At 44.8% G+C, this 20,260-nt stretch carries 13 protein-coding genes; 9 read left to right on the top strand and 4 right to left on the bottom strand.

Features of this window, described 5'->3' with window-relative positions; genetic code table 11:
- The first annotated feature begins 94 nt into the window (after nt 1-94).
- The 6 genes from MHI51_RS25065 (at nt 95) to MHI51_RS25040 (ending at nt 10,366) form a co-directional block, all read left to right on the top strand.
- Nucleotides 95-2,467 carry a YcdB/YcdC domain-containing protein gene (locus tag MHI51_RS25065; protein ID WP_341003736.1) on the top strand — a complete coding sequence of 791 codons (2,373 nt, stop codon included), beginning with the start codon at nt 95-97 and terminating at the stop codon, nt 2,465-2,467.
- Nucleotides 2,468-3,231: 764 nt separating this feature from the next.
- Nucleotides 3,232-4,884 (top strand): extracellular solute-binding protein, encoded by a 1,653-nt coding sequence (locus MHI51_RS25060; protein WP_076194604.1) that lies wholly within the window; start codon nt 3,232-3,234, stop codon nt 4,882-4,884.
- A 183-nt stretch (nt 4,885-5,067) separates the two neighbouring features.
- On the top strand, nt 5,068-5,973 hold the full coding sequence (locus tag MHI51_RS25055; RefSeq protein ID WP_036679607.1) for a sugar ABC transporter permease: 906 nt from the start codon (nt 5,068-5,070) through the stop codon (nt 5,971-5,973).
- A 19-nt stretch (nt 5,974-5,992) separates the two neighbouring features.
- Complete coding sequence (locus MHI51_RS25050) at nt 5,993-6,880, top strand: carbohydrate ABC transporter permease (protein WP_038573097.1); 888 nt, start codon at nt 5,993-5,995, stop codon at nt 6,878-6,880.
- 83 nt (nt 6,881-6,963) lie between these two features.
- Nucleotides 6,964-8,727 (top strand): sensor histidine kinase, encoded by a 1,764-nt coding sequence (locus MHI51_RS25045; protein WP_076218886.1) that lies wholly within the window; start codon nt 6,964-6,966, stop codon nt 8,725-8,727.
- Nucleotides 8,705-10,366 (top strand): response regulator, encoded by a 1,662-nt coding sequence (locus MHI51_RS25040; RefSeq protein ID WP_076277612.1) that lies wholly within the window; start codon nt 8,705-8,707, stop codon nt 10,364-10,366. The genes MHI51_RS25045 and MHI51_RS25040 overlap by 23 nt, the downstream gene beginning before the upstream one ends.
- Before the next feature lie 78 nt (nt 10,367-10,444).
- Here the strand turns inward: MHI51_RS25040 and MHI51_RS25035 are convergent, their stop codons facing one another.
- Nucleotides 10,445-11,272, bottom strand: a complete 828-nt coding sequence (locus MHI51_RS25035; RefSeq protein ID WP_036679597.1) for a TerC family protein — start codon at nt 11,270-11,272, stop codon at nt 10,445-10,447.
- Nucleotides 11,273-11,913: 641 nt separating this feature from the next.
- Here MHI51_RS25035 and MHI51_RS25030 point away from each other — a divergent pair.
- Nucleotides 11,914-13,044 (top strand): homocysteine methyltransferase, encoded by a 1,131-nt coding sequence (locus MHI51_RS25030; protein ID WP_076277611.1) that lies wholly within the window; start codon nt 11,914-11,916, stop codon nt 13,042-13,044.
- 92 nt (nt 13,045-13,136) lie between these two features.
- Here MHI51_RS25030 and MHI51_RS25025 read toward each other — a convergent pair whose 3' ends face one another.
- The 3 genes from MHI51_RS25025 to MHI51_RS25015 form a co-directional block, all read right to left on the bottom strand.
- Nucleotides 13,137-14,027: a carbohydrate ABC transporter permease gene (locus MHI51_RS25025; protein ID WP_036679567.1), complete on the bottom strand. Its 891-nt coding sequence runs from the start codon at nt 14,025-14,027 to the stop codon at nt 13,137-13,139.
- A 27-nt stretch (nt 14,028-14,054) separates the two neighbouring features.
- Nucleotides 14,055-14,939 carry a carbohydrate ABC transporter permease gene (locus tag MHI51_RS25020; protein WP_036679565.1) on the bottom strand — a complete coding sequence of 295 codons (885 nt, stop codon included), beginning with the start codon at nt 14,937-14,939 and terminating at the stop codon, nt 14,055-14,057.
- A gap of 207 nt (nt 14,940-15,146) precedes the next feature.
- Nucleotides 15,147-16,523: an ABC transporter substrate-binding protein gene (locus tag MHI51_RS25015; protein WP_076129193.1), complete on the bottom strand. Its 1,377-nt coding sequence runs from the start codon at nt 16,521-16,523 to the stop codon at nt 15,147-15,149.
- A 238-nt stretch (nt 16,524-16,761) separates the two neighbouring features.
- Here MHI51_RS25015 and MHI51_RS25010 point away from each other — a divergent pair, with 238 nt between their 5' ends.
- Nucleotides 16,762-18,582 (top strand): sensor histidine kinase, encoded by a 1,821-nt coding sequence (locus tag MHI51_RS25010; RefSeq protein ID WP_076186346.1) that lies wholly within the window; start codon nt 16,762-16,764, stop codon nt 18,580-18,582.
- The gene (locus MHI51_RS25005) at nt 18,583-20,238 is read left to right on the top strand and encodes a response regulator (protein ID WP_341003731.1); all 1,656 of its coding nucleotides are present in this window, start codon (nt 18,583-18,585) and stop codon (nt 20,236-20,238) included.
- Nucleotides 20,239-20,260 lie beyond the last annotated feature (22 nt).

The following is a 20,260-nucleotide window of genomic DNA, read 5'->3' as shown; positions in this document are numbered from 1 at the left end:
ATGTCGTAATTTCCTGTCGTTAAATAATTATGGAAAATACAAGAAAATATCTGTATAATAATATGAATCACGTGTTAGAGGAGGATGAATTCTTTTGAAAAGCAATAGTACTCTTTTTGTTCATCAAACAGCTAAAACGGTATTAATCACTTCCGTTGCACTCGCGTTACTCTTACCCCCTGGCTTAGCCGCAGCCGATTCTATATCTGTTAGCAGCAACACTTCCGTAACGCAGGTTAGTACGCAATCAGCGGCTCCAGCTACGACTACGAAATCTGAGGCTGATCCTGCAAAAGTGAAATTCACGCAGGAGCAAGCCATTGCAAAGTTAAAAGAACTATTCCCATCTCTAAAAGATGCAACTGTAAACAATGTTCAACTGGGATCTAACCAAAGCTACCCAGCTCCAGCAAATCAAATGATCTGGCATATTCAGTGGCAGGTTCAAGAAGGGAATATGGGATATGGTTTTAGCAGTGAGGTAGACGCCATTAATGGTGATATCATCAACACCTATCTCTCATTCTCCCAGGAGAAGAACGAATCCTATTATCCACCGAAAGTATCGCAGACTCAGGCATTGGAGATCGCCAAGACTTTTGTGGCTAAGGCAGCCTCATCGGTTAAGAGCAGTGAGCTGCAATTAAATGAGAATGTTGGTTATAGTTATTTTTCGGAATCATTATTCGGTCCTGTTCAATATGGATATAACTTCAGTATTCTGAAAAATGGTATTCCTTCTGGATCGGACAGCATTAACATAGTTGTGGATGGTAACGGAACTGTAACGCAATTCTCTAAGTCTTCTCAAGGGCTTGAGTACCCGTCTGCACAGCCCAAGATTACCTTGGAGCAAGCACAGAAGCAATTTGCGGAACAGTTTGATGTGGGCCTATTTTACATTCCTATTTATAAGAACGGAAAACCTAACAACTGGATCCTAGGCTGGCGTCCAATAGATCAGTCTCTATATCCTATCGATGCATTAACGGGCAAGCGGATAGATTATGAAGGAAAAGAATCCGTATCCACCTCAGTCGTGTATTCAGAAGTAGCGAAGAGCAAGGATGTTTTTCAGGCAAGAAGTTCTAGTACAGAGCTTTCTGCAAAAGAAGCAGCACAGCTTGTAGAGAAGGTTGCTTATATCCCGGCAGATCGTAAATTGATCTCGCAAACCTTGAGAAATGACTATCAGGATTCAGATCGGAAAATCTGGCAGCTATACTGGGGCAGTAATGGAAATGATCGTTACATTGGTGCTGGCTTTCCAGAACAATCCTCTGCCGAGATCGATGCAAAGACCGGTGAAGTATTGCAGTACCAGGTTCAAGCTTATGGTGCTATTCAGGATAAGAAGAAGGAAGAGCCGGCACCTGCTGGAGGTAAGAAGCTTAGTGAGGCTGAAGCGAAGGTGAAAGCGCTTAGTATAATTAATAGTCTATATCCTCAGGCGAGCCAGAAGCTAAAGCTGGTAGAATACGGGGATAATTCGAGTTTGACTTCAGACGGATCAGGATATGGATACCAGTTTATTAGATATCATCAAGGAATTCCTGTGAGTGACAGCACCATTACGGTAAGCTTGGATCTTTACGGCAGACTGACTTCTTACATGGGGAATCGGATAAGCGGTATCGATGGAATCACATTATCGCCTGATGCAACAATTTCCAAGAAAGAAGCGCTCGAAAGTTATAAACCTAAATATCAGACTAAACTGAAGTATACTCAGGTTGGCGGATACAATACTTATAGTAACTATGTCGCACCGAAGGTGAAGCTGGTATATGATACAACCTTTGATGAATCTAATGGATTGAATCAGGTTTTGGATGCAGCCACTGGAAAATGGGTTGCGGTGTATGATTACCTCGGTCAGCAAGATGCTCAACTATCTGCAACGGATATCAAAGGTCATGCAGCAGAGCGGGAATTATCAGAATTGGTAAACCACCATGTGATTACACCGGATGCCGAAGGCAAAGTGAACCCGGATCAAGAAATAACTGTCGGTGATTGGTTATCCTATCTTGCCAAAGCTTCTAGTCCAAATTTCACCAATTATTATAATAATAATGAACGAAAAACTGTGGCAGGCGTGAAGCCAGAGAATTCATATTATGATGCAGTTATTTTTGCAGCAGATCGTAAATGGATCAATAAGGATGAAAGCCTGCAAGTAGAGAGTAAGTTAACCCGGGAACAGCTTGCTGTTCATCTGGCTAATTTCTTGAAATACAATAAACTCACAGCTTATCTTGATAAAGATGTGACTGTAAGTCAGTTTAGTGATAGCTCAGCTATAAACAATAAAGGGGCCGTGGCTCTTGTTGTGAAATTGGGACTCTTAAAGGATGACAACGGCAAGTTTAATCCGCAGCAGAATGTAACAAAAGCGCTGGCGGCTTCGGTGATCATGAAGCTAGTGGAGCTGCAAGGAAAGACCGATCAGATCATTGGTCAATAAGTGTTAAAAAGACAGCCAGGCAGCGATTCTCCGACGATTGGAGAATCGCTGTTTGGTTTTTTAGTTTGCAGCGCGGCGGATTGACTAAAGCATCTCTATCTGGCAGATGCAGTTTCCAGTATTCTCTCAGCATTTTTTGTGCGCCGATTCTTGCTGGAATCCGCAAAATAACTGCATTCTATACAGCTATTTCTTATGCAAAAGGTGAATGTGTATCTTTAATTGCATTCTCTGCAACTAAAAACTAGAGAATTCACCTACTGGCGAGAAAAGCAAGAATATAAGTGTACGGAATACACTTATATCCTTTGGCCGAGTGATTTGATGCATTATAAGTGTACTAAATACAATTAAACGCGTAATGCCGCGTAATGCCGCGTAATGCCGCGTAATTCAATGCGTAATTCAACGCTTAATTTATCCTCAGGGCAATCCTCCGCGTAATCCTCAGCGTAATCCTCAGCGCAATCCTCAGTCCAATCCGCCTACACTATGCACCGCCGGCTCACTAAATAGGTAATCTTGATGGCTAAGATTCTTAAGGGATAGCATAAGGATCAGCCTCTTTTTTGTGTAATTAATTACCAATACATAGACACTTACAAACTCACAGTATTATGATAATCAGAGTGACCCTAAAGCGGAGCTTTGTTAGGCGAACATGAATAGGTAAAGAAAAGATACCGAATGTAAACGGTTCACACTCGCTGTGTTAACGCTTTCTTCTTACAATTAGGATATAGAAAATAAGGGAGGTTCAATAGATGAAAAGAAAGATTAAAGGCTTGCCTTTAATGGCATCGGCCATTGTTTTATCATTAGTTTTCAGTGGTTGCTCCAGCAATAATAGTGGAAACAGTAGTAGTACCGCAGAGGGAAACACTAGTGCGCAAACGGAAATGGAAGGCGGCCCTTTAACCAAATATGATCCGCCGATCAAACTTCGCTCCACGATGAACGAAACAGGCAAAGAGACGTTGGCGCAGGGCGATACACATTCCAATAACATCTGGACCAGAGGATACGAGGAAGAGCTTGGGATTAAAGTGTCCTATGACTGGATTGTGGCTGATGCCAACTATAACGATAAAATGAACGTTACCTTGGCGAGCGGGGATTTGCCTGATTTGTTAAAGGTGTCCACGGTGCAATTTGAGCAGCTTTATGAAGCTGGCATGTTGGAGGATTTGACCGGGGTATTTGATAAATATGCTTCGGATCTTGTCAAAGAATATTACGCAGAAGAGGACGGAGCAGGGCTAAAGCCGGTTACGAAAGATGGAAAACTGATGGCGATGGTAAGCTTCCCGGGTTCGCTGGATTCCTCTGATATGATATGGATTCGAAAAGACTGGATGGACAAGCTGAATCTGGCAGAGCCAACATCCATGCAGGATATTATTAAGATTGCAGAAGACTTTACATTTAAAGATCCAGACGGAAATGGCAAACAGGATACTTACGGCATTTCGTTGAACAAGGACTTGCCAATCAATGCGTTTCTACTCGGGTACCATGCTTACCTGGAAACTTGGATCAAAAACGCCGATGGCGAGGTTGTGAATGGTACGATTCAACCGGAGGTAAAGGCTGGACTTGCGGAGCTGCAAAGATTGTATAAAGAAGGAGTCATTGATCCAGAGTTTGGGGTAAAAGACTTTGCCAAAGCGATGGAGGATGTGAATGCTGGTAAATCCGGTATGTTATTTTTGCCGCAATGGGCCCCTTTCCAAGTAAAGGACATGATTAAAAAGGATCAAAATGTTAACTGGGTGCCTTATCCAGTACAATCTATTGATGACCAACCTGCCAAAACCCAAAACCATCTTACAATTGGTGGCGTATTCGCGGTCCGTAAGGGCTACGAACATCCGGAGGCATTGATCAAGCTGCTTAACTTCCAAGCAGAGAAAATGTTTGGGGAGTCCGCTAAAACAGAACGGGCAAAATATTTGAACGGGGACACAGGTCTGGGCTTCCAAAACGCGGTTGTATCCAACCTGCCACCGAACAAAAATGTAAAGGCACAGGATGAAGTGGAAAAAGCCCTTGAATCGGGAGATACCTCAAACATGGGCCTTGAAGCTAAATTATTCTATGATGATATTCAAAGCTACCGCGGTGGAGATCTTGATAAATGGCATATGGAACGGATCTTTGGGCCGCTTAGCTCACAATCGGTTATCAAACACTACCGCGACAACGACTTGGTGTTGATGAATGAGTTCATTTATGCCCCAACTAAAACGATGAACAGCAAAGCGGCTACCTTGGATAAACTGCGTGCAGAGACCTTTGTCAAAATCATTTACGGAAGTCTTCCTATCGATGAATTCGACAAATTCGTAGCCAACTGGAAAAAGCTCGGTGGAGATCAAATAACGAAAGAAGTAAATGATATCGTAAAAGCAAACTAGTAAAAACGACGCAGAAGAGGACTGCCCCTAGTCATGATAATGACAAACGGGCAGTTCTTTTTTTGGCTGAACAGCTATTCGGTTCGATAACCAGGTCAACAAAAGATACTTAAAGTCAATACGCTACACTATTAAGGCAATTTGGGGCTGCTCTATAATTGAGATACAAGGAGGAGAAAGCATATGCACTTTAATACTAAGCAATTTCTACGTAATATTCCGCTCCATTTAATGATTTTACCTGCCTTAATAGTGATCATTATTTTTAGTTATATTCCGATGGCTGGCCTTGTAATTGCCTTCCAGAATTTTTCCCCGATCTCAGGGTTTAAGAATATGAACTGGACAGGGCTCGAAAACTTTCGTTATTTGTTTGAGCTTCCCGGTTTTGGTCAGGTCGTATGGAATACTGTATTTATCTCCGTCATGAAAATTATTGCTGGCCTGACCGTGCCAGTTATAGCGGCTTTATTGCTTAATGAGGTTCGTGTAAACGGCTTCAAACGTTCGATTCAGACGATTATTTATATGCCGCACTTTTTCTCATGGGTTATCTTGGGCGGGATTATCGTAGATGTACTGTCTCCGAGCAGCGGGATTGTCAACATGCTTTTAAAAGCACTAGGCATGCAGCCTATTCAATTTCTAGCGGACAATAGCTGGTTCCCATACGTACTAGTGATCACAGATCAATGGAAGGAGTTTGGATTCGGGACGATTATTTATTTGGCGGCTTTAACCAGCATTGACTCCTCCCTTTATGAAGCTGCTGTAATCGATGGTGCCGGAAGATGGAAGCAGACGTGGCATATTACGCTTCCGGGCATTCGCCCGATTATGATCCTGATGCTTACACTCAGCCTTGGCAACGTCCTGAACGGGGGATTTGACCAAGTGTTCAACCTGTACAATCCGCTAGTGTATGAATCAGGTGATATTTTGGACACGATGATTTACCGAATTGGTCTACAGGATGCTCAGTACTCTGTATCGACCGCACTAGGATTGATAAAATCGGTAGTTTCCTTCGTATTTATCGGGCTGGGTTATTATCTGGCGTATCGTTTTGCTAAATATCGGATTTTTTAGAGAGAAAGGAGTGGACTAAATGCACCATACTTCAACTGCTTATCGTTGGTTTCTCCGCTGCAATTATGTATTTCTGACTTTGCTCGCGGTGCTTTGTCTTTTTCCAATCGTGAATATTCTGGCGATCTCCTTCAGCTCCAGCGCAGCTGTTAACGCGGGTAGCGTAACCTTCTGGCCTGTGGATTTCACACTTTCTTCCTATAAATATATCCTTCAGAACAACCAGTTCATTCACTCCTTCGGAACTAGTCTGCTCCGGGTAGTGCTTGGGGTATCCGTTAACTTGTTGTTTACGATTCTAGTAGCTTATCCGCTGTCTAAAGAGGCAAAGTCCTTCCGCTCACGGACCGTGTATGCCTGGATTTTTGTGTTCACGATGCTCTTCAGCGGGGGTCTGATTCCTGGCTATTTAATTGTAAAAGAAATGGGGCTGCTGGATAGCATCTGGTCGCTTGTTATACCGGGCGCGGTGCCGATCTTTAATGTTCTGCTTATGCTCAATTTCTTCAGAGGTTTGCCCAAAGAATTGGAGGAAGCCGCATGGATGGATGGTGCGGGACACTTACGCACGTTATGGAGTGTGTATCTGCCGGTATCTATGCCAAGTATTGCGACCATTACGTTGTTCGCTTTGGTGGGTCACTGGAATGCATGGTTCGATGGTATGATTTATATGAGAAGCCCGGAACATTATCCGCTGGCCACCTATTTACAATCCATACTTCAGCAGGTATCGATCCAGACTGAAAATATTACTTTTGAACAAGCTGCGTTATTAAACCAAATCTCAGACCGTACAACGCAAGCCTCCCAGATCTTCTTGTCTATCATTCCGATCCTGGCGATTTATCCGTTCCTGCAAAGATATTTTGTGCATGGACTAGTCGTGGGTAGTGTAAAGGGTTAAACTGGACTGGACCTAAATATAAGAAGGAGCCTGAACACGGCTCCTTCTTTATTATTATTCGATAGAAGAGGGAGAACATTCCAATGAAATCATTCTCCATCGGGTGGAACCCCGATTCCATTGTGATCAAGCTGATCGGAGCTTTCCTATTGGTCATGCTTCCACTCTGCGCGCTGAGTATATCTATTACCTACTATAGCTCCAACCAAATGCAAGCTGAAGTGGAGAGGGCGAACGAATCGAAGGTTCATTTTTACTACAGCCATCTTGAATTTGAGCTGCAACGGATAACGGGCTTAGTCACGGAGTACTCTCAGGATGAAACGCTGGCTACTTTCAGTACCCGTATTCCAATTATGAGCCGGTACGAAGTGGATTCTAATCTGAACAATATATACACCAAGCTAAAACAAATCAAAGAAACCAGTCCTTATATTAGTGATGTTGTGTATTATGTACCGGAAATTAATAAGCGGGTTAGCGCTGCGGTGGGGGTTAGGGATGTCACCAACGAGGAATGGCAAAGTCTGCTGGCCACTATGGGTAATCTGAAGGGTGCTTTATCTAAATACGAAGACGAGTTATATTTACTGCGCAGTAATCCCTATAATCTGGATCGTAATCTTTCACCTAATTTTTTGCTGGGAGTGAAGCTTTCCTCACCTGAGCTTGAGTTGCGTTTGAAAGAATTTGCGGTATCAGGGGGGAGCGATATTACGTTAGCCTTCGGCAATAACGATTATGTGATATCAACTTCTGACCAGAAGCCTAGGTTGTTCCCCATAGAGAAACCTCTAAATAGTGAAGAGACTGTAAGTGTGCAGCGGTATCGTTTTGATAATTCTTTTTACTATTCGCTCTACGATCACAGCAATAACTTTAGGCTGACCGCAAATATTCCCAATACGGTGCTCATGAAGCCGATTCATGTCTACTCATTGTTGCTATGGTTGTTGTTCGTTGTCTCGATAGTGATCATTATCTTGTTCTCTTTATGGACGTACAGGATGATTCATCGCCCGATGTCTATTCTTATCAGAGGGTTTAAGAAAGCGGAGCAGGGGCAGACGGGGATCTTTATTACTCACTCCCGCAGGGATGAGTTTGGGTATCTATATTCTCGTTTCAATGAGATGCTTAAGCATCTGAATACGTTAATCGATGAGAACTACGTGCAGCGTATCCGGACAGGGGAAGCGGAGCTTAAACATTTACAATCGCAGATCACCCCTCATTTTCTCTACAACAGTCTATTTAGCATAAAACAGATGGCTGAGGTGGAAAATGTAGAGCTGATCAAGGAGTTCTCTGATTATTTAGGGCAATATTTTCGGTACATGACCCGGGATTCCGCCCAGGAGGTTACTTTGCAGCAAGAGCAGGAGCATGCTTTGGTCTATCTGGCTATACAGCGGATTCGTTTTGGAGCGAGAATTAGAGCTGAGGTAGATGAGATTGCAGCGGATTGCCGGGACATCAAAGTCCCACGGGTTCTCCTACAGCCCATTATTGAAAATGTATTCGAGCATGGGCTTAAGCAAAAAAGCAGCAATGGCCTATTAAAAATGAGTTATGAAAAAGTTGAGCATACGCTGACTATTATAATAGAAGATAACGGTGACTCACTTAGTGAGGACAAGTTAAATCTCTTGCAGCGCCAGTTCTCCGAGCAGAATGCCATTCAGGGGGAAATCACGGGTTTATTAAATGTGAATCAGAGATTGAGGATCAAATTTGGTTCCCCTTATGGCTTGATGGCAGAGAGAAGTTGTTTGGGCGGACTTTGTGTAAGAGTCAATTTACCGCTTAAAGGGGACGTGCAGGATGCAACGAATGATGATAGTTGATGATGAGCCTAATATTTTGGATGGGCTGTACGAATTTTTTGTAAAGGCAGATTTTAAAGATTTGGAGATCATAAAGGTTCATTCAGCGGATCATGCCATAGACTGGCTTAATACCGTAAAAATAGATATTGTGCTTAGTGACATCTGTATGCCGGGTATGGATGGAATGGCGTTAATTCAGGAAATTGTCGACCGCTGGCCACGTTGTAAAGTAATTCTGCTGACAGGACATAATGAATTCGATTTTGCCCATCAGGCGATCCGAAATCCATGTGTAGTTGACTATTTATTGAAGACAGAGGGGATGGATAAAATTCGTGCCGCTGTGGAGCTGACTTTGGAGAAAATATCTTCAGAAGAGGATTATTTCTATAAAAGCCAGTGGCTTCGCGACAAGCTCCCGCGCGCGCTGCCCCAGTTACAGCAGCAATTATTACACGATATTCTAAGACGCACCGAACGGATAGACCGGCAGAGCTTGCAGGTTGAATTCGACGCCATTCAGCTCCCGTTCAACGCGGATGGACCCGTCCTGCCTATTATTCTGCGAATGGAGGCTTGGCGAAATTATGAAACGGCTTCTGACCGGAGCTTAATTCGTTATGCGGTAGCCAATATTGCGGAGGAGCTGCTCAGCGACAAGGTTGAAGTTAAGGCTGTGGATCTGGATCCGGGGACGATAGCTTGTTTTGTTCAGCCTAAAAGTGAAAGTGTATCCTCAATCAAGGAAGAAGAGCTCTGGTTAAAAACGCTCCGCTTCGTCCACGGAACAATGGAATCCGTTCAGCAAGCCTGTGGCAAATGTCTGCAACTATCTGTGTCTATTATCGCTAGTGATCAGGAAGTGCATTGGCATGAGCTGAACTATGCCTTGAACCGTTTACGATTAGCCATTTTTGATAGCCCCGGACTTGGGATGGAAAAGCTGCTGAGGATAAATACCAAGGAAGTGAGCCCAAGTCCAGGTTCTATGCATAATCGAAATGCAACAGCGGAACTACTGCTCGACTATTTAAAACAACGGCTGCTTGAAGGTGATCTCGATTGGGGCACATCTTTTCGCAAATGGGTGGAGCTCTCGGGGGAAGGTGGGCCGGAGGATCCTTTTTTGAGATTAAGATTACTGTCTGGGATCAGCAACACCCTGCTGCAGACTTTACAAGAGTTAGGTTTAACGGAAAAAGCACATAGCGGTATGAATTTATCACGCATGTTATATTTTAATATCAATACACACTGGTCGGATGTCATCTCTTTTTATCACACGTTTTTTGAATGGATTATCTCGAACAGAAGCGCTACCTATAAACATGATGAATCGAATATCCTGTCCATGATCCACCAATATATTAAATCCCATCTGGCCGATGATTTATCCTTAACCCGGATTGCGCAGGAAGTCTCACTTAATCCGTCCTATCTGTCACGCTGGTATAAAAGAACGACAGGGAAGGGGATTTCTGATTATATTCTGGAGAAAAAAGTGGAGCTGAGTAAGGAGCTGCTGCTTGGAACTGCTCTAAAAATGCACGAGATCTCCGGCCAGCTCGGGTTTAGTGATCAGCACTATTTTTTTCGATTCTTCAAAAAAACCGTTGGCTGTACGCCGCAGGAATATCGAGAGCAAAAACGAGGATAAATAGCAATACCCCGAAAGACGGACACCTGTTCAGAAGGTGCATCTTTCGGGGTATGGTTTGTGGCTGTATTTTAACGATTACTTACCGAGTTGTTTGTCTACTTCTCGAACCGGATTCTCGCCAACATTCTCTTCAACCTTGTGGCTACTCATAAACCAGCCGATTACAGCGATGAGTACGAGCACAACGTAGAAGGTGGCTTTCCACCAGGTACTATGAGCGAAATCTTCGGACAGAACACCAAGTGAAGGGTGCGCCAATGTAATGACTGAGAGCTTAACACCCACCCAACCTACGATAAAGAAGGCTGCAATTTCAAGTCCTGGACGGGAATGCAGCAACTTAACGAAGAAGGAAGCTGCGAAACGCATAATGACCAGACCGATAAATCCACCGGCAAAGATGACGAGGAATTGTCCGCCATCAAGGCCTCCGATTTTTGGAAGACCACTTGCAGGAAGAGCAACCGCGAGTGCAACTGCGGCTAGGATGGAATCGACCGCGAAGGCGATGTCAGCAACTTCTACCTTCAGAACAGTAAACCAAAAGCTGGATTTCTTTTTATTGACCGCACCGTCAGTGCCGCTTTCAGCAGCTTCATCTGTGACAGGTTTCTTAAACAACAGTTTTCGGAAAATATGATTACCCGCGATAAATAATAAATAAATCGCGCCGATGGCTTGTACTTGCCAGATATCGACCAGATAGGAGATGACAAATAGCGAACCGAATCGGAACACGAAGGCCCCCGCTAATCCGTAAAACAACGCTTTTTTTCTTTCCTCATCAGGAAGGTGCTTAACCATAATTGCCAATACCAATGCGTTATCTGCGGCGAGTAGTCCCTCTAGTGCTACCAGAACAAGCAATACCCAACCGTACTCTAATAATAATCCCCAATCCATTACTGTTGTCCTCCCTTTTTGAATGCAAATATCTACCAAAAGATATCTACCCTACCATTTTAACCAAATTTATATAAAAAAGACCTTTACCAAACAGATTAGCCTTTGGAATAAAGGTCTAACCTGATTGGTAAAGGTCTCGCTAACAATGTGAATTGCCAATAAAGCCGGAGAATATCCTCATATTCTCGTATTGACGACTTTATTTAACAGCTACTCCCCTTTACGGGATATATTAAATTTTTAAGATTATTCAATGTGTTCTTGCCTAAAGAGATCATATACGAGATGAAAGTCATTGTCAATAAAAGTTGCAGAAATAAATGGGATTATATCTATTTATAATCTAGAATTTGGCCTAGAAACATGACATAGTGCTCAGAATTAAGTGTAAATAAACAAAGTGAAAACGGAATTAGAGCTGAACAGGTTATATAACCTTACATAGAAATCTTAATTGTAATGTAAACCTCCGGAATTGCGGGTTGTCTGGCTGCGTTGGAAGCCGTAAAATGGGTTACAAGGGTAGGGACGACTTATGCGGGCGTAATGCATCGCTTCAATTCACTCGACTTCGCCTGTTACAGCGTCCATATTACCCGTAATCCGAATTGCACTTGCTGCGGAGAGGAAGGTAAACCGTGAAAAGTCTCAGGCTATGCGATACGACACTTAGGGATGGTGAACAGGCGGCTGGAGTTTCATTCACGAGGGAAGAAAAGCTGGAAATCGCAAGGTTGCTGTCGGAATGCGGAGTGGAGCAAGCAGAGGTAGGAATTCCTGCCATGGGCAAGCAAGAGCAAGAAGATATTGCGGCTATCGCTGATTTAGGTCTACCTATGAAGATGATGACTTGGAATCGGGCTTTGGAAAGTGATATCGACAAAGCTTGGGCGACGGGTGTGAACTGGAGTCATGTATCGATCCCTGTCTCGGAAATTCAATTACAAGGTAAGCTAGGTTTAACACCTGCCAAAGGTCTGACAAGATTACTGCATGCGACGGAATATGGTCAACGGCTAGGAATGACTGTGTCGGTGGGGATGGAGGACTCTTCAAGGGCAAGTATGGAGTACTTGGTTGAACTGGTAAATACATTATATAGAGAAGGCATTCGTTGGTTCCGTTATGCAGATACGGTATCTGCTCATCATCCGGGTCAAATGGCAGAGCGGGTAAGCACATTACTTAGTGCTGTTCCTGTAGATGTAGAGCTTGAGGTACACTGCCACAATGATTTTGGTCTTGCGGCTGCAAACACACTTAGCGGTATTGCCGCGGGTGCGGTCTGGGCAAGCACTACGGTAGCAGGGATTGGTGAACGTACCGGGAATGCAGCAATGGAAGAAGTAGTGATGGCTTGGCGTTATCTTTATGGCGGGGAGAGCAGCGTACGTCCGGAGTGTTTGAAAGGGCTGGCGGATAGGGTGATCACAGCCTCGGGCCGAAGTGTCGGCGATGCCAAACCAATCGTCGGATCACTCGCCTTCACACATGAATCTGGGATACATGTTGACGGTTTGTTGAAAGAAACAGCCACCTACCAGACCTTTGATCCCACAGAGGTGGGGAGAGCACATCATTTTGTGTTAGGTAAACATTCCGGAAGTGGTGGAATCATACATGTACTGAACGCACATGGTTTAGAGGTTAGTGCTGGAACCGCGGGACGTTTGCTTGAACGGGTGAGAGACTATGCCGAAGTTAATAAAGTGAATGTGCCAGAGCTCCTCTTGGTTGAATGGCTGAGGGAGGATTGGCAACGACCGTAAGAGATATTAGTAAGAATGAATAAAGGCTGACAAGACGGGTATGAAACCTGTCTTGTCAGCCTTTTAATGTTGTTAGGATTAAGTTTATTGTGTTAGCCCTTAACCGCTCCAGCGGTAATTCCCTTGGTCATCTGTTCTGTGAAGAGCAGGTAGATCAGGATGGTTGGGATAGCGATGATCGTCATAACCGCGAACTGTGCACCATAGTTGGATGAATACTCACCAGTGAATTTCATAATGGAGAAGGGAATCGTCTTAAGATCTTCCGAGGTGAGGAAGGTATTCGCCATAATGAATTCATTCCAAGTGCTGATGAAGTTGAGCACACAGATGGTTGCCAGCGCGGGTTTGGTGATGGGCAGGATGATACGGAAGATTAACCCGTAAATGCCACTGCCATCAATAACGGCGGACTCTTCAATAGCCCGTGGGATGGTCTCCAGGAACCCGGTCATAATCAGGACACTCATGGGGATGACAATGGCTGAGTAAGGCAAAATCAATGTATACATATTGTTCAGCATCCCAAGCTTGTTAAACAGAATGAAGTTTGGCAGCAATGTGGCGTGAATCGGGATGATCATGCCTAACATGATTAGAGAGAGGACAATGCCACTTAGCTTCCATTTCATCCGGGTAAACGCATATCCCATCATCAGGGACACCAGCGCAGAGAGCATAACAGTTATCACTGTAATGATAAGACTGTTGGCAAAATAACGTGGCACACGCCCGTAGGTAAAAGCGTTTCGATAGTTCTCCCACTGGGGTGGAGAGGGCCATTTCAGAAATGAGCTTCCGAAGAACTCACCGCTCTTGAGCAGGGAATAATCGATCAACCAAATAAGCGGAAATAACTGAATCAACGCGATGATACACAGGAACACCATCATTAGGATTTTGCCGGTTGTAGGCTTTCTGCGTTCTTGTTTGTGAAGGTTTAGCTTAGGGGGTGAAGCGGCAGGCGATAAGGAATTATTCATAGGATATCCTCCGGTTACAGGGTTTCTTTAAAATTCTCCGATATCTTTCTTTAAAATCTTGTTGAGGATAACGGTTAGGATCAGGCAGAACACAATAAACAGAATCGAAATGGCATTACCATAGCCGTATAGCGATGATGAGAAGGCGGTTTTGTACAGATAGTTCCCTAGGAACTGTGTGCTATTTGCAGGGCCACCGTTGGTCATTAAGAATACGGTTTCCATTTGCTTAAGACAGGTGGTGACGGCAATGATGATGGCAACCCGCATCATCGGCGAAAGCAGCGGAATGATGATACGCGTGTAGAGGGTAAAGTTGTTGGCGCCATCGATTCTTGCGGCTTCGCTTAAATCTTCCGGAATGCCTTGCAGACCTGAATAATACAGCAGCAGTGCATAACCAAAGCCTTGCCACATAACAACAATGATGATGCACCAGATGGCTGTCTTCGGATCACCGAGCCAATCATGCGTAAGTGCGTCCAATCCAACTCCGCTTAGCAGCTTGTTAAGCAGTCCGTAGTTCGGATGGAAAATTCCGGTCCACAGCTTGGCTGTGACGACGACGGAAATTACAGCGGGGATAAAAAAGATCGTCCGGAATATTTTTTCGTATTTGCCGGAATTGGTTAGGAATATCCCCATGAGAATGGCAAAGGGATGTTGTAAAAATACAGTGGCAGCGGTCAGGAGCAGGGCATTGACCAGCGATCTCCAGAACACTTTGTCATGAAATAGAATTTCGCGGTAGTTATCAAAGCCGATGAAATTGTATTTGCCGATTCCGCCCCAATCCGTAGAACCGTAATAAGCGCTCATGAAGATAGGGATGCAGATCATAAAAGCAAATAGGAACAGTCCAGGTGCGATGAGTAAGAATATCGCTTTTTTGTCGCTTAACACTCTGTGCATGGAAATCTCCGTCCTTTTAAAGAGTAATCTATCTATTACCATCGTAACGGGAAGCCAGGCACCGGAACATGCCGTAAATTTCAGATCGGTGTATACATTTTTTCGAAAACAAAACCCCGGCCTCTGGGGGAAGCCGGGGTTTGCGCACTGCCATCTATAAGCTTACTTCAGGAGCGCTAAGGTTCATGTTTTTTGTAGTTCTCTGGTTTATTTACCAGCGAATTTATCGGATGCAGCATCCAGTGCTTTGGCGAATTCTTCAGGGGTAATCGCATCAGATAGCAGGCTTTGATGCGCCTCCATTACCTTTTGCTTGAACTCATCGTCACCCACATCCTGCAGTGGAGTACCGCTGGAAGAGGTCATGGAGCTGAACACTTCAATCAATTCTTTTTGCAGCTGGGTTTCGTTACCCGTTAGGAATTGATCGAATTGCTGCGCAGGTGTACCCGCGCCAGCTTGCCATAGCATTTTAGACCAATGCTCTGGAGCGAAGAAATATTTCAAGAAATCAACAGCGGCTTCAGCATGTTTGGAGTTTTTGCTGACTGCATATCCACCACCATACCAAGCGGCATCATCGGTTGCTTTACCTTTAGCTGAAGCTGGGAATGCGAAAGCACCTACGTTATTGCGGAATTCTTCAGAGAAGTTCTCGTCTGTTGCCAGACCGGACTCCCAAGCGCCCATAAAGAACATGGCAGCTTGCCCTTGTCCGAACAAGTTGCGTGCAGCACCGTAATCGGCAGTCAGCCAGCCATCGGCAAAACCTTTAGCATCGGCGAATTGCTGCATTTCAGTTGCAGCTGCAACCAGACTAGGATCTGTAAAGGATATTTTACGTGCAACAGCTTCATCCATTGTATTGAAATCGCCAGTCTGACGTTGGGCTACAAATTCATACCAGATAGGCAGTGTCCAAGCGTCCATACCATTCATAGCGATCGGGTTAATTTTCTTGGCACGAAGTGTTTTGACGGCGGCAAGCAAATCATCTGTTGTTTTTGGAACCTCGATGCCGTTGTCAGCAAATATTTTTTTGTTATAGTACATCACCATGTAGTCGGCACCACGCGGCAAGCCGTAAAGCTTACCGTCTTTACTGAAGCCGTCCATGGATCCGGACACAAACTGATTACCTTCGAAGTCAGCACTGTTCAGTTCAAGCAGTAGATCGTTATCCAGCAGCGGACTCAGGAAGGAGGGCTGACCCCAGGCTTGAATGATATCGGGAAGCTGATTGCTGGAGGCATACACTTTGATTTTTGATTTGTAAGGCTCATCTTGAAGCGCTTCCACTTCAATCTTGACGTTAGGGTTCTCTTTCATGTAAGCATCGATAATGTCTTGCTCTACCTTACCTGAACCATTGGCCCGATCCGCGAGCGCGGTGAAGAACTTCAGTGTGATTTTTTCGGCGGGTGTGTTTTCCCCTGCACTAGCTGTTGCTTCGGCAGTAGCTTCGGCCTTGTCATTTGTAGGTGCATTGGTAGCTTTCGCATTGTTATTTCCGCCACCGCAGCCTGCCAGCAGAGCTGGTAGCATTAGACTCATAAGTGCTAGCTTTATTCCTTTACCTTTCATCAAAAACCCACCTTTTTTATGAGATATATTTCCACGAGAACGGCTGTCATCAAACGAGGACGACAATGTCGTTTCTTCTTGCATCCCCATCTTAAGAGTTTATGACCAATAGAAACATGGTCCATATTTAAGAACTATGTAGGCATTTTTCAGTGATTGTAAAAAGCTGGTTCAGGGTTTAATGATTTCAGTTATACTTGGTTTACACATTTATTGATTATACATGAAGGTGGTTCTCATGAATCGAAACATCCGCTTATTAAGCCGTTATCGCCATCTTCCGCTCCAGTTTAAGCTGTTATTATGGTTTGTGCCGCTGCTTCTCGTGACTATATTTGCTATGGGGTGGAACTCCTATCAGATCTCTTCGCAGCAGGTGGTGGAGAAAATGAAGCAGTCACAGGATCACCTGACCCGAAAAACAGCAGAGCAGATTGATGAGATGGTGAGGGGAATGATTTCTTTTTCCAATACACTCTTTCTGGATGAAAGTGTGCAGCGGCTCTTAGTGTCATCAGAAGCACAAAAAGAACGTAATTCCGTATTTAAAACGGTCACCAACCTGATGGTCGCTGGCAATTCGATTCAATCCCTGATTCTATACTCTTTGGAAGACCAGAATAACGGGGCGGAGCCTTTTGCTGCGAACCAAGCCGGATTGACGACTGGCATGAAGTTCTCTAACTTTGTCCAAACCTCGTACTACAAGGAAGCCGTTGAAGCCGCAGGCAGTCCAACCTTTGGATTGTCCAGACCCACGGATGGCATATTTGTTGGTGATCATTATCATAAGATTGTACTTTCCAGAATTATCAAGAATGTATATACTTTAAAACCGGCAGGGCTAGCGGTGATCGGGGTCGATGCTGGTAAGATTGGAAGCCAATATCTAGACAACTCTGAAGATGATGTAGATATGTTTGTGGTAGATCGAGACGGGCTCATCATTACGGCTTCTAACCGGAGCTGGATCGGCAAAAGAGACCTTGATCTTCCGTATTTCGCGGACAGCGATCCTAAGTTGAACCTAGAGCAGAGACTGGAGTCTACAGCGGATCACAAACAGTGGATTGTCTCGCATCTGCAGTCAGAAACGACGGGTTGGTATGTAGTGGTGGTGCATTCCAAACGGCAGCTTGTCAAAGAGCTGGGGCAGATTTCACAGGTCACGGTGACGATCGCTTTTCTGTGCTTAGCAGTTAGCTTAATGGTTACCTGGCTCGCCGCTGCCTCAATAACGAAACCGCTGAAAAAGCTTTCCCGCTCCATGCGCAGATTCCAGACAGGGGATTTCACGCAGCGCGTATTTTTTGAAGGAAATGATGAGATTGGTCTCTTGGGCCATGGTTATAATCTAATGGTTCAGCGGATCAAATCGCTCATCAATGATGTATATGCCTCCAAACTGAAGCAGCAGGAAGCAGAATTGAAAACGCTTCAGGCACAGATCAGGCCGCACTTTTTATATAACACGCTGAATACGATTTGTTGGGAAGCTGAGAAGAAGGGCGACAAAGAAATAGCGGATATGGTCTATTCGCTTTCTCAAGTATTCCGGCTGAGCTTAAATGATGGGCGGGATACGTTTACATTGGAACAGGAAGTAGAGCTTGTAAAGAATTATTTGTTCCTGCAAAAAAATCGGTTTAGAGAACGTTTTGAGTTCGAAATTACCTTGGATGAGAGTATCAAGGATTTTACAGTTCCGAAGCTGCTGCTCCAGCCACTGGCGGAAAATGCAGTGATTCATGGGATCGAGCCACTGGCTGGAAGCGGACTAATCTCGATTCGCGCCTTCCGCAAAGATAGGACTATTGTGCTCGAAGTTCAAGATAACGGGGTGGGAATCACGCCGGAAAGACTTCAGGAGCTACATCAGCGTTTAGCGAGAGGAAGCTCTATCTCGGAGGAAGAGGAGAATGCTGGACGTTCGGGGTTTGCGCTCTCGAATGTACAGGAACGTTTAGCTTTGTTTTTTGCCGGAGCCTCATTGCAAGTAGAGAGTGTAGAAGGAGCAGGCACACGTATTATCATTCATATCACTGTGGAGGGTCCCTAAATGATGAAGCTGAAGCTGCTGATTGCTGAAGACGAAGACACCATCCGTGAGGGTATCGTCAATATGATTGACTGGAATTCGCATCAGATTGAGGTAATGGGCGAAGCGGGGAACGGAAGTGAAGCGCTGGCTCTGATGGAGTCTGAACAGCCGGATTTATTGTTAACGGATATCCGCATGCCGCAGATGAATGGTCTGGAGCTAATCGAAGCTGGACGGCGTCGCGGTTACGACTTTCGCTCGATTATTTTATCTGGATACAATGAGTTCTCTTATGCGAAACAAGCGATTGCGCTGGGGGTTGTCGATTATGTGCTGAAGCCGTGCCGGCCGGAGGAAATTCTGAAGACGGTACTCAAGGCTAAGGAGCTAATTGAAAAGCAGCGTTGTCAGGAGAATGAGCAGCTAAAAAGAGATCGTTCCTGGCATAAAAATGCACCGCTTGTCAAAAGCCAAGTGCTGTCCCAATGGATTCATCATCCTCCGGTTCCGCTGGAGCGGCGGCAGGAGCTGATCGGTGAGTTAGCTATGGCTATTAGTCACGAAGGTCCGCAGATTGGGCTGGTCAGCTTTGATTTTGATCCTCCCTCTGCCGGTGGGTCTGGACAGGATTTTGTACTTTTACGTTACGCGGCCCTAAATATTATTAGTGAGACCTTGTCTCCTATCTATAAAGGAAAAATCGAGACCTTCCATGATGGCAATCTCCTGCTCTGGATCGGCAGTGGTTTAGCTGGAACGGATTCCCGCAAGTCTTACCGAACCCCCATCTATTTAAAAGAGCAGATTGGGATGCTGCAAAGCAATCTGGAGAAATACCTCAAGCTGTCAATCAGTATTGCTGTAGGCTCCTGTCGTGCGGATATTTCGGAAGCTCATCTGTCTTATAAAGAAGCGCTTCAGGCCATGGAATCCCGCTTTCTGAACGGGAAAGGCGGCGTTTATTTTTTTACAGAAGGTTCAGGAGTTATTGGGGGTGGCGCACAGGAGATCGGGATTTTAGATGATCCTGAATTAAATGTGCTGGAGGATGAGATGCTTGTGGCAGTCGGTGCAGGAAGTAATGAGCTTGCCCTCGATCTGCTGGAGCAGTGGCTGGAACGTTTTCGCGGAAACCCCGGATGCCTCAAGCAGGAGGTGAATATTCGGGCAACAGCTTTTGTCGTTCGCCTTAAGAGGCTTGCGCAGGAAAAACAAGTAGCTGGATTTGAATGGAAGCAGCATTTGGTCAATTGGATGGAGCAGGCACCACAGATCGAGACGCTGGAGGAATTATCTACGATCCTGAATAAGATCATGCAGAATGTGGTGGAAGCTTTTTCTAAACATCGCCCTCTGCATCGAACAGTAGTTACAGCGCTTGAGATCATCCGTAACAAATATAATACCAATCTGTCTCTGGAATATGTTGCGAAGGAAGCTTATGTATCTAATACTTATTTAAGTTCACTGTTCCGCCAGGAGCTGGGTGTGAATTTTCTCGATTATTTGCATCAGTACCGGGTAGAAGAGGCAAAAAAGCTGCTCCGCCAAAACTTAAAAATGTACGCTGTTGCAAAGTTAGTAGGCTACGGGGAAGAACGCCACTTCAGTGCTACTTTTAAGAAATGGACCGGACTTACGCCCTCACAATATCAAAAGGGACTAGGGAAGTAGGAGTAAATTGTTATCTACTAGG

The organism is Paenibacillus sp. FSL H8-0260 (genome assembly GCF_045040625.1).
GTDB classification, from domain to species: Bacteria; Bacillota; Bacilli; order Paenibacillales; family Paenibacillaceae; genus Paenibacillus_AQ; species Paenibacillus_AQ odorifer.
Note: the sequence above shows the minus strand (reverse complement) of the source record. Positions and strands in the feature narration are given on the sequence as shown.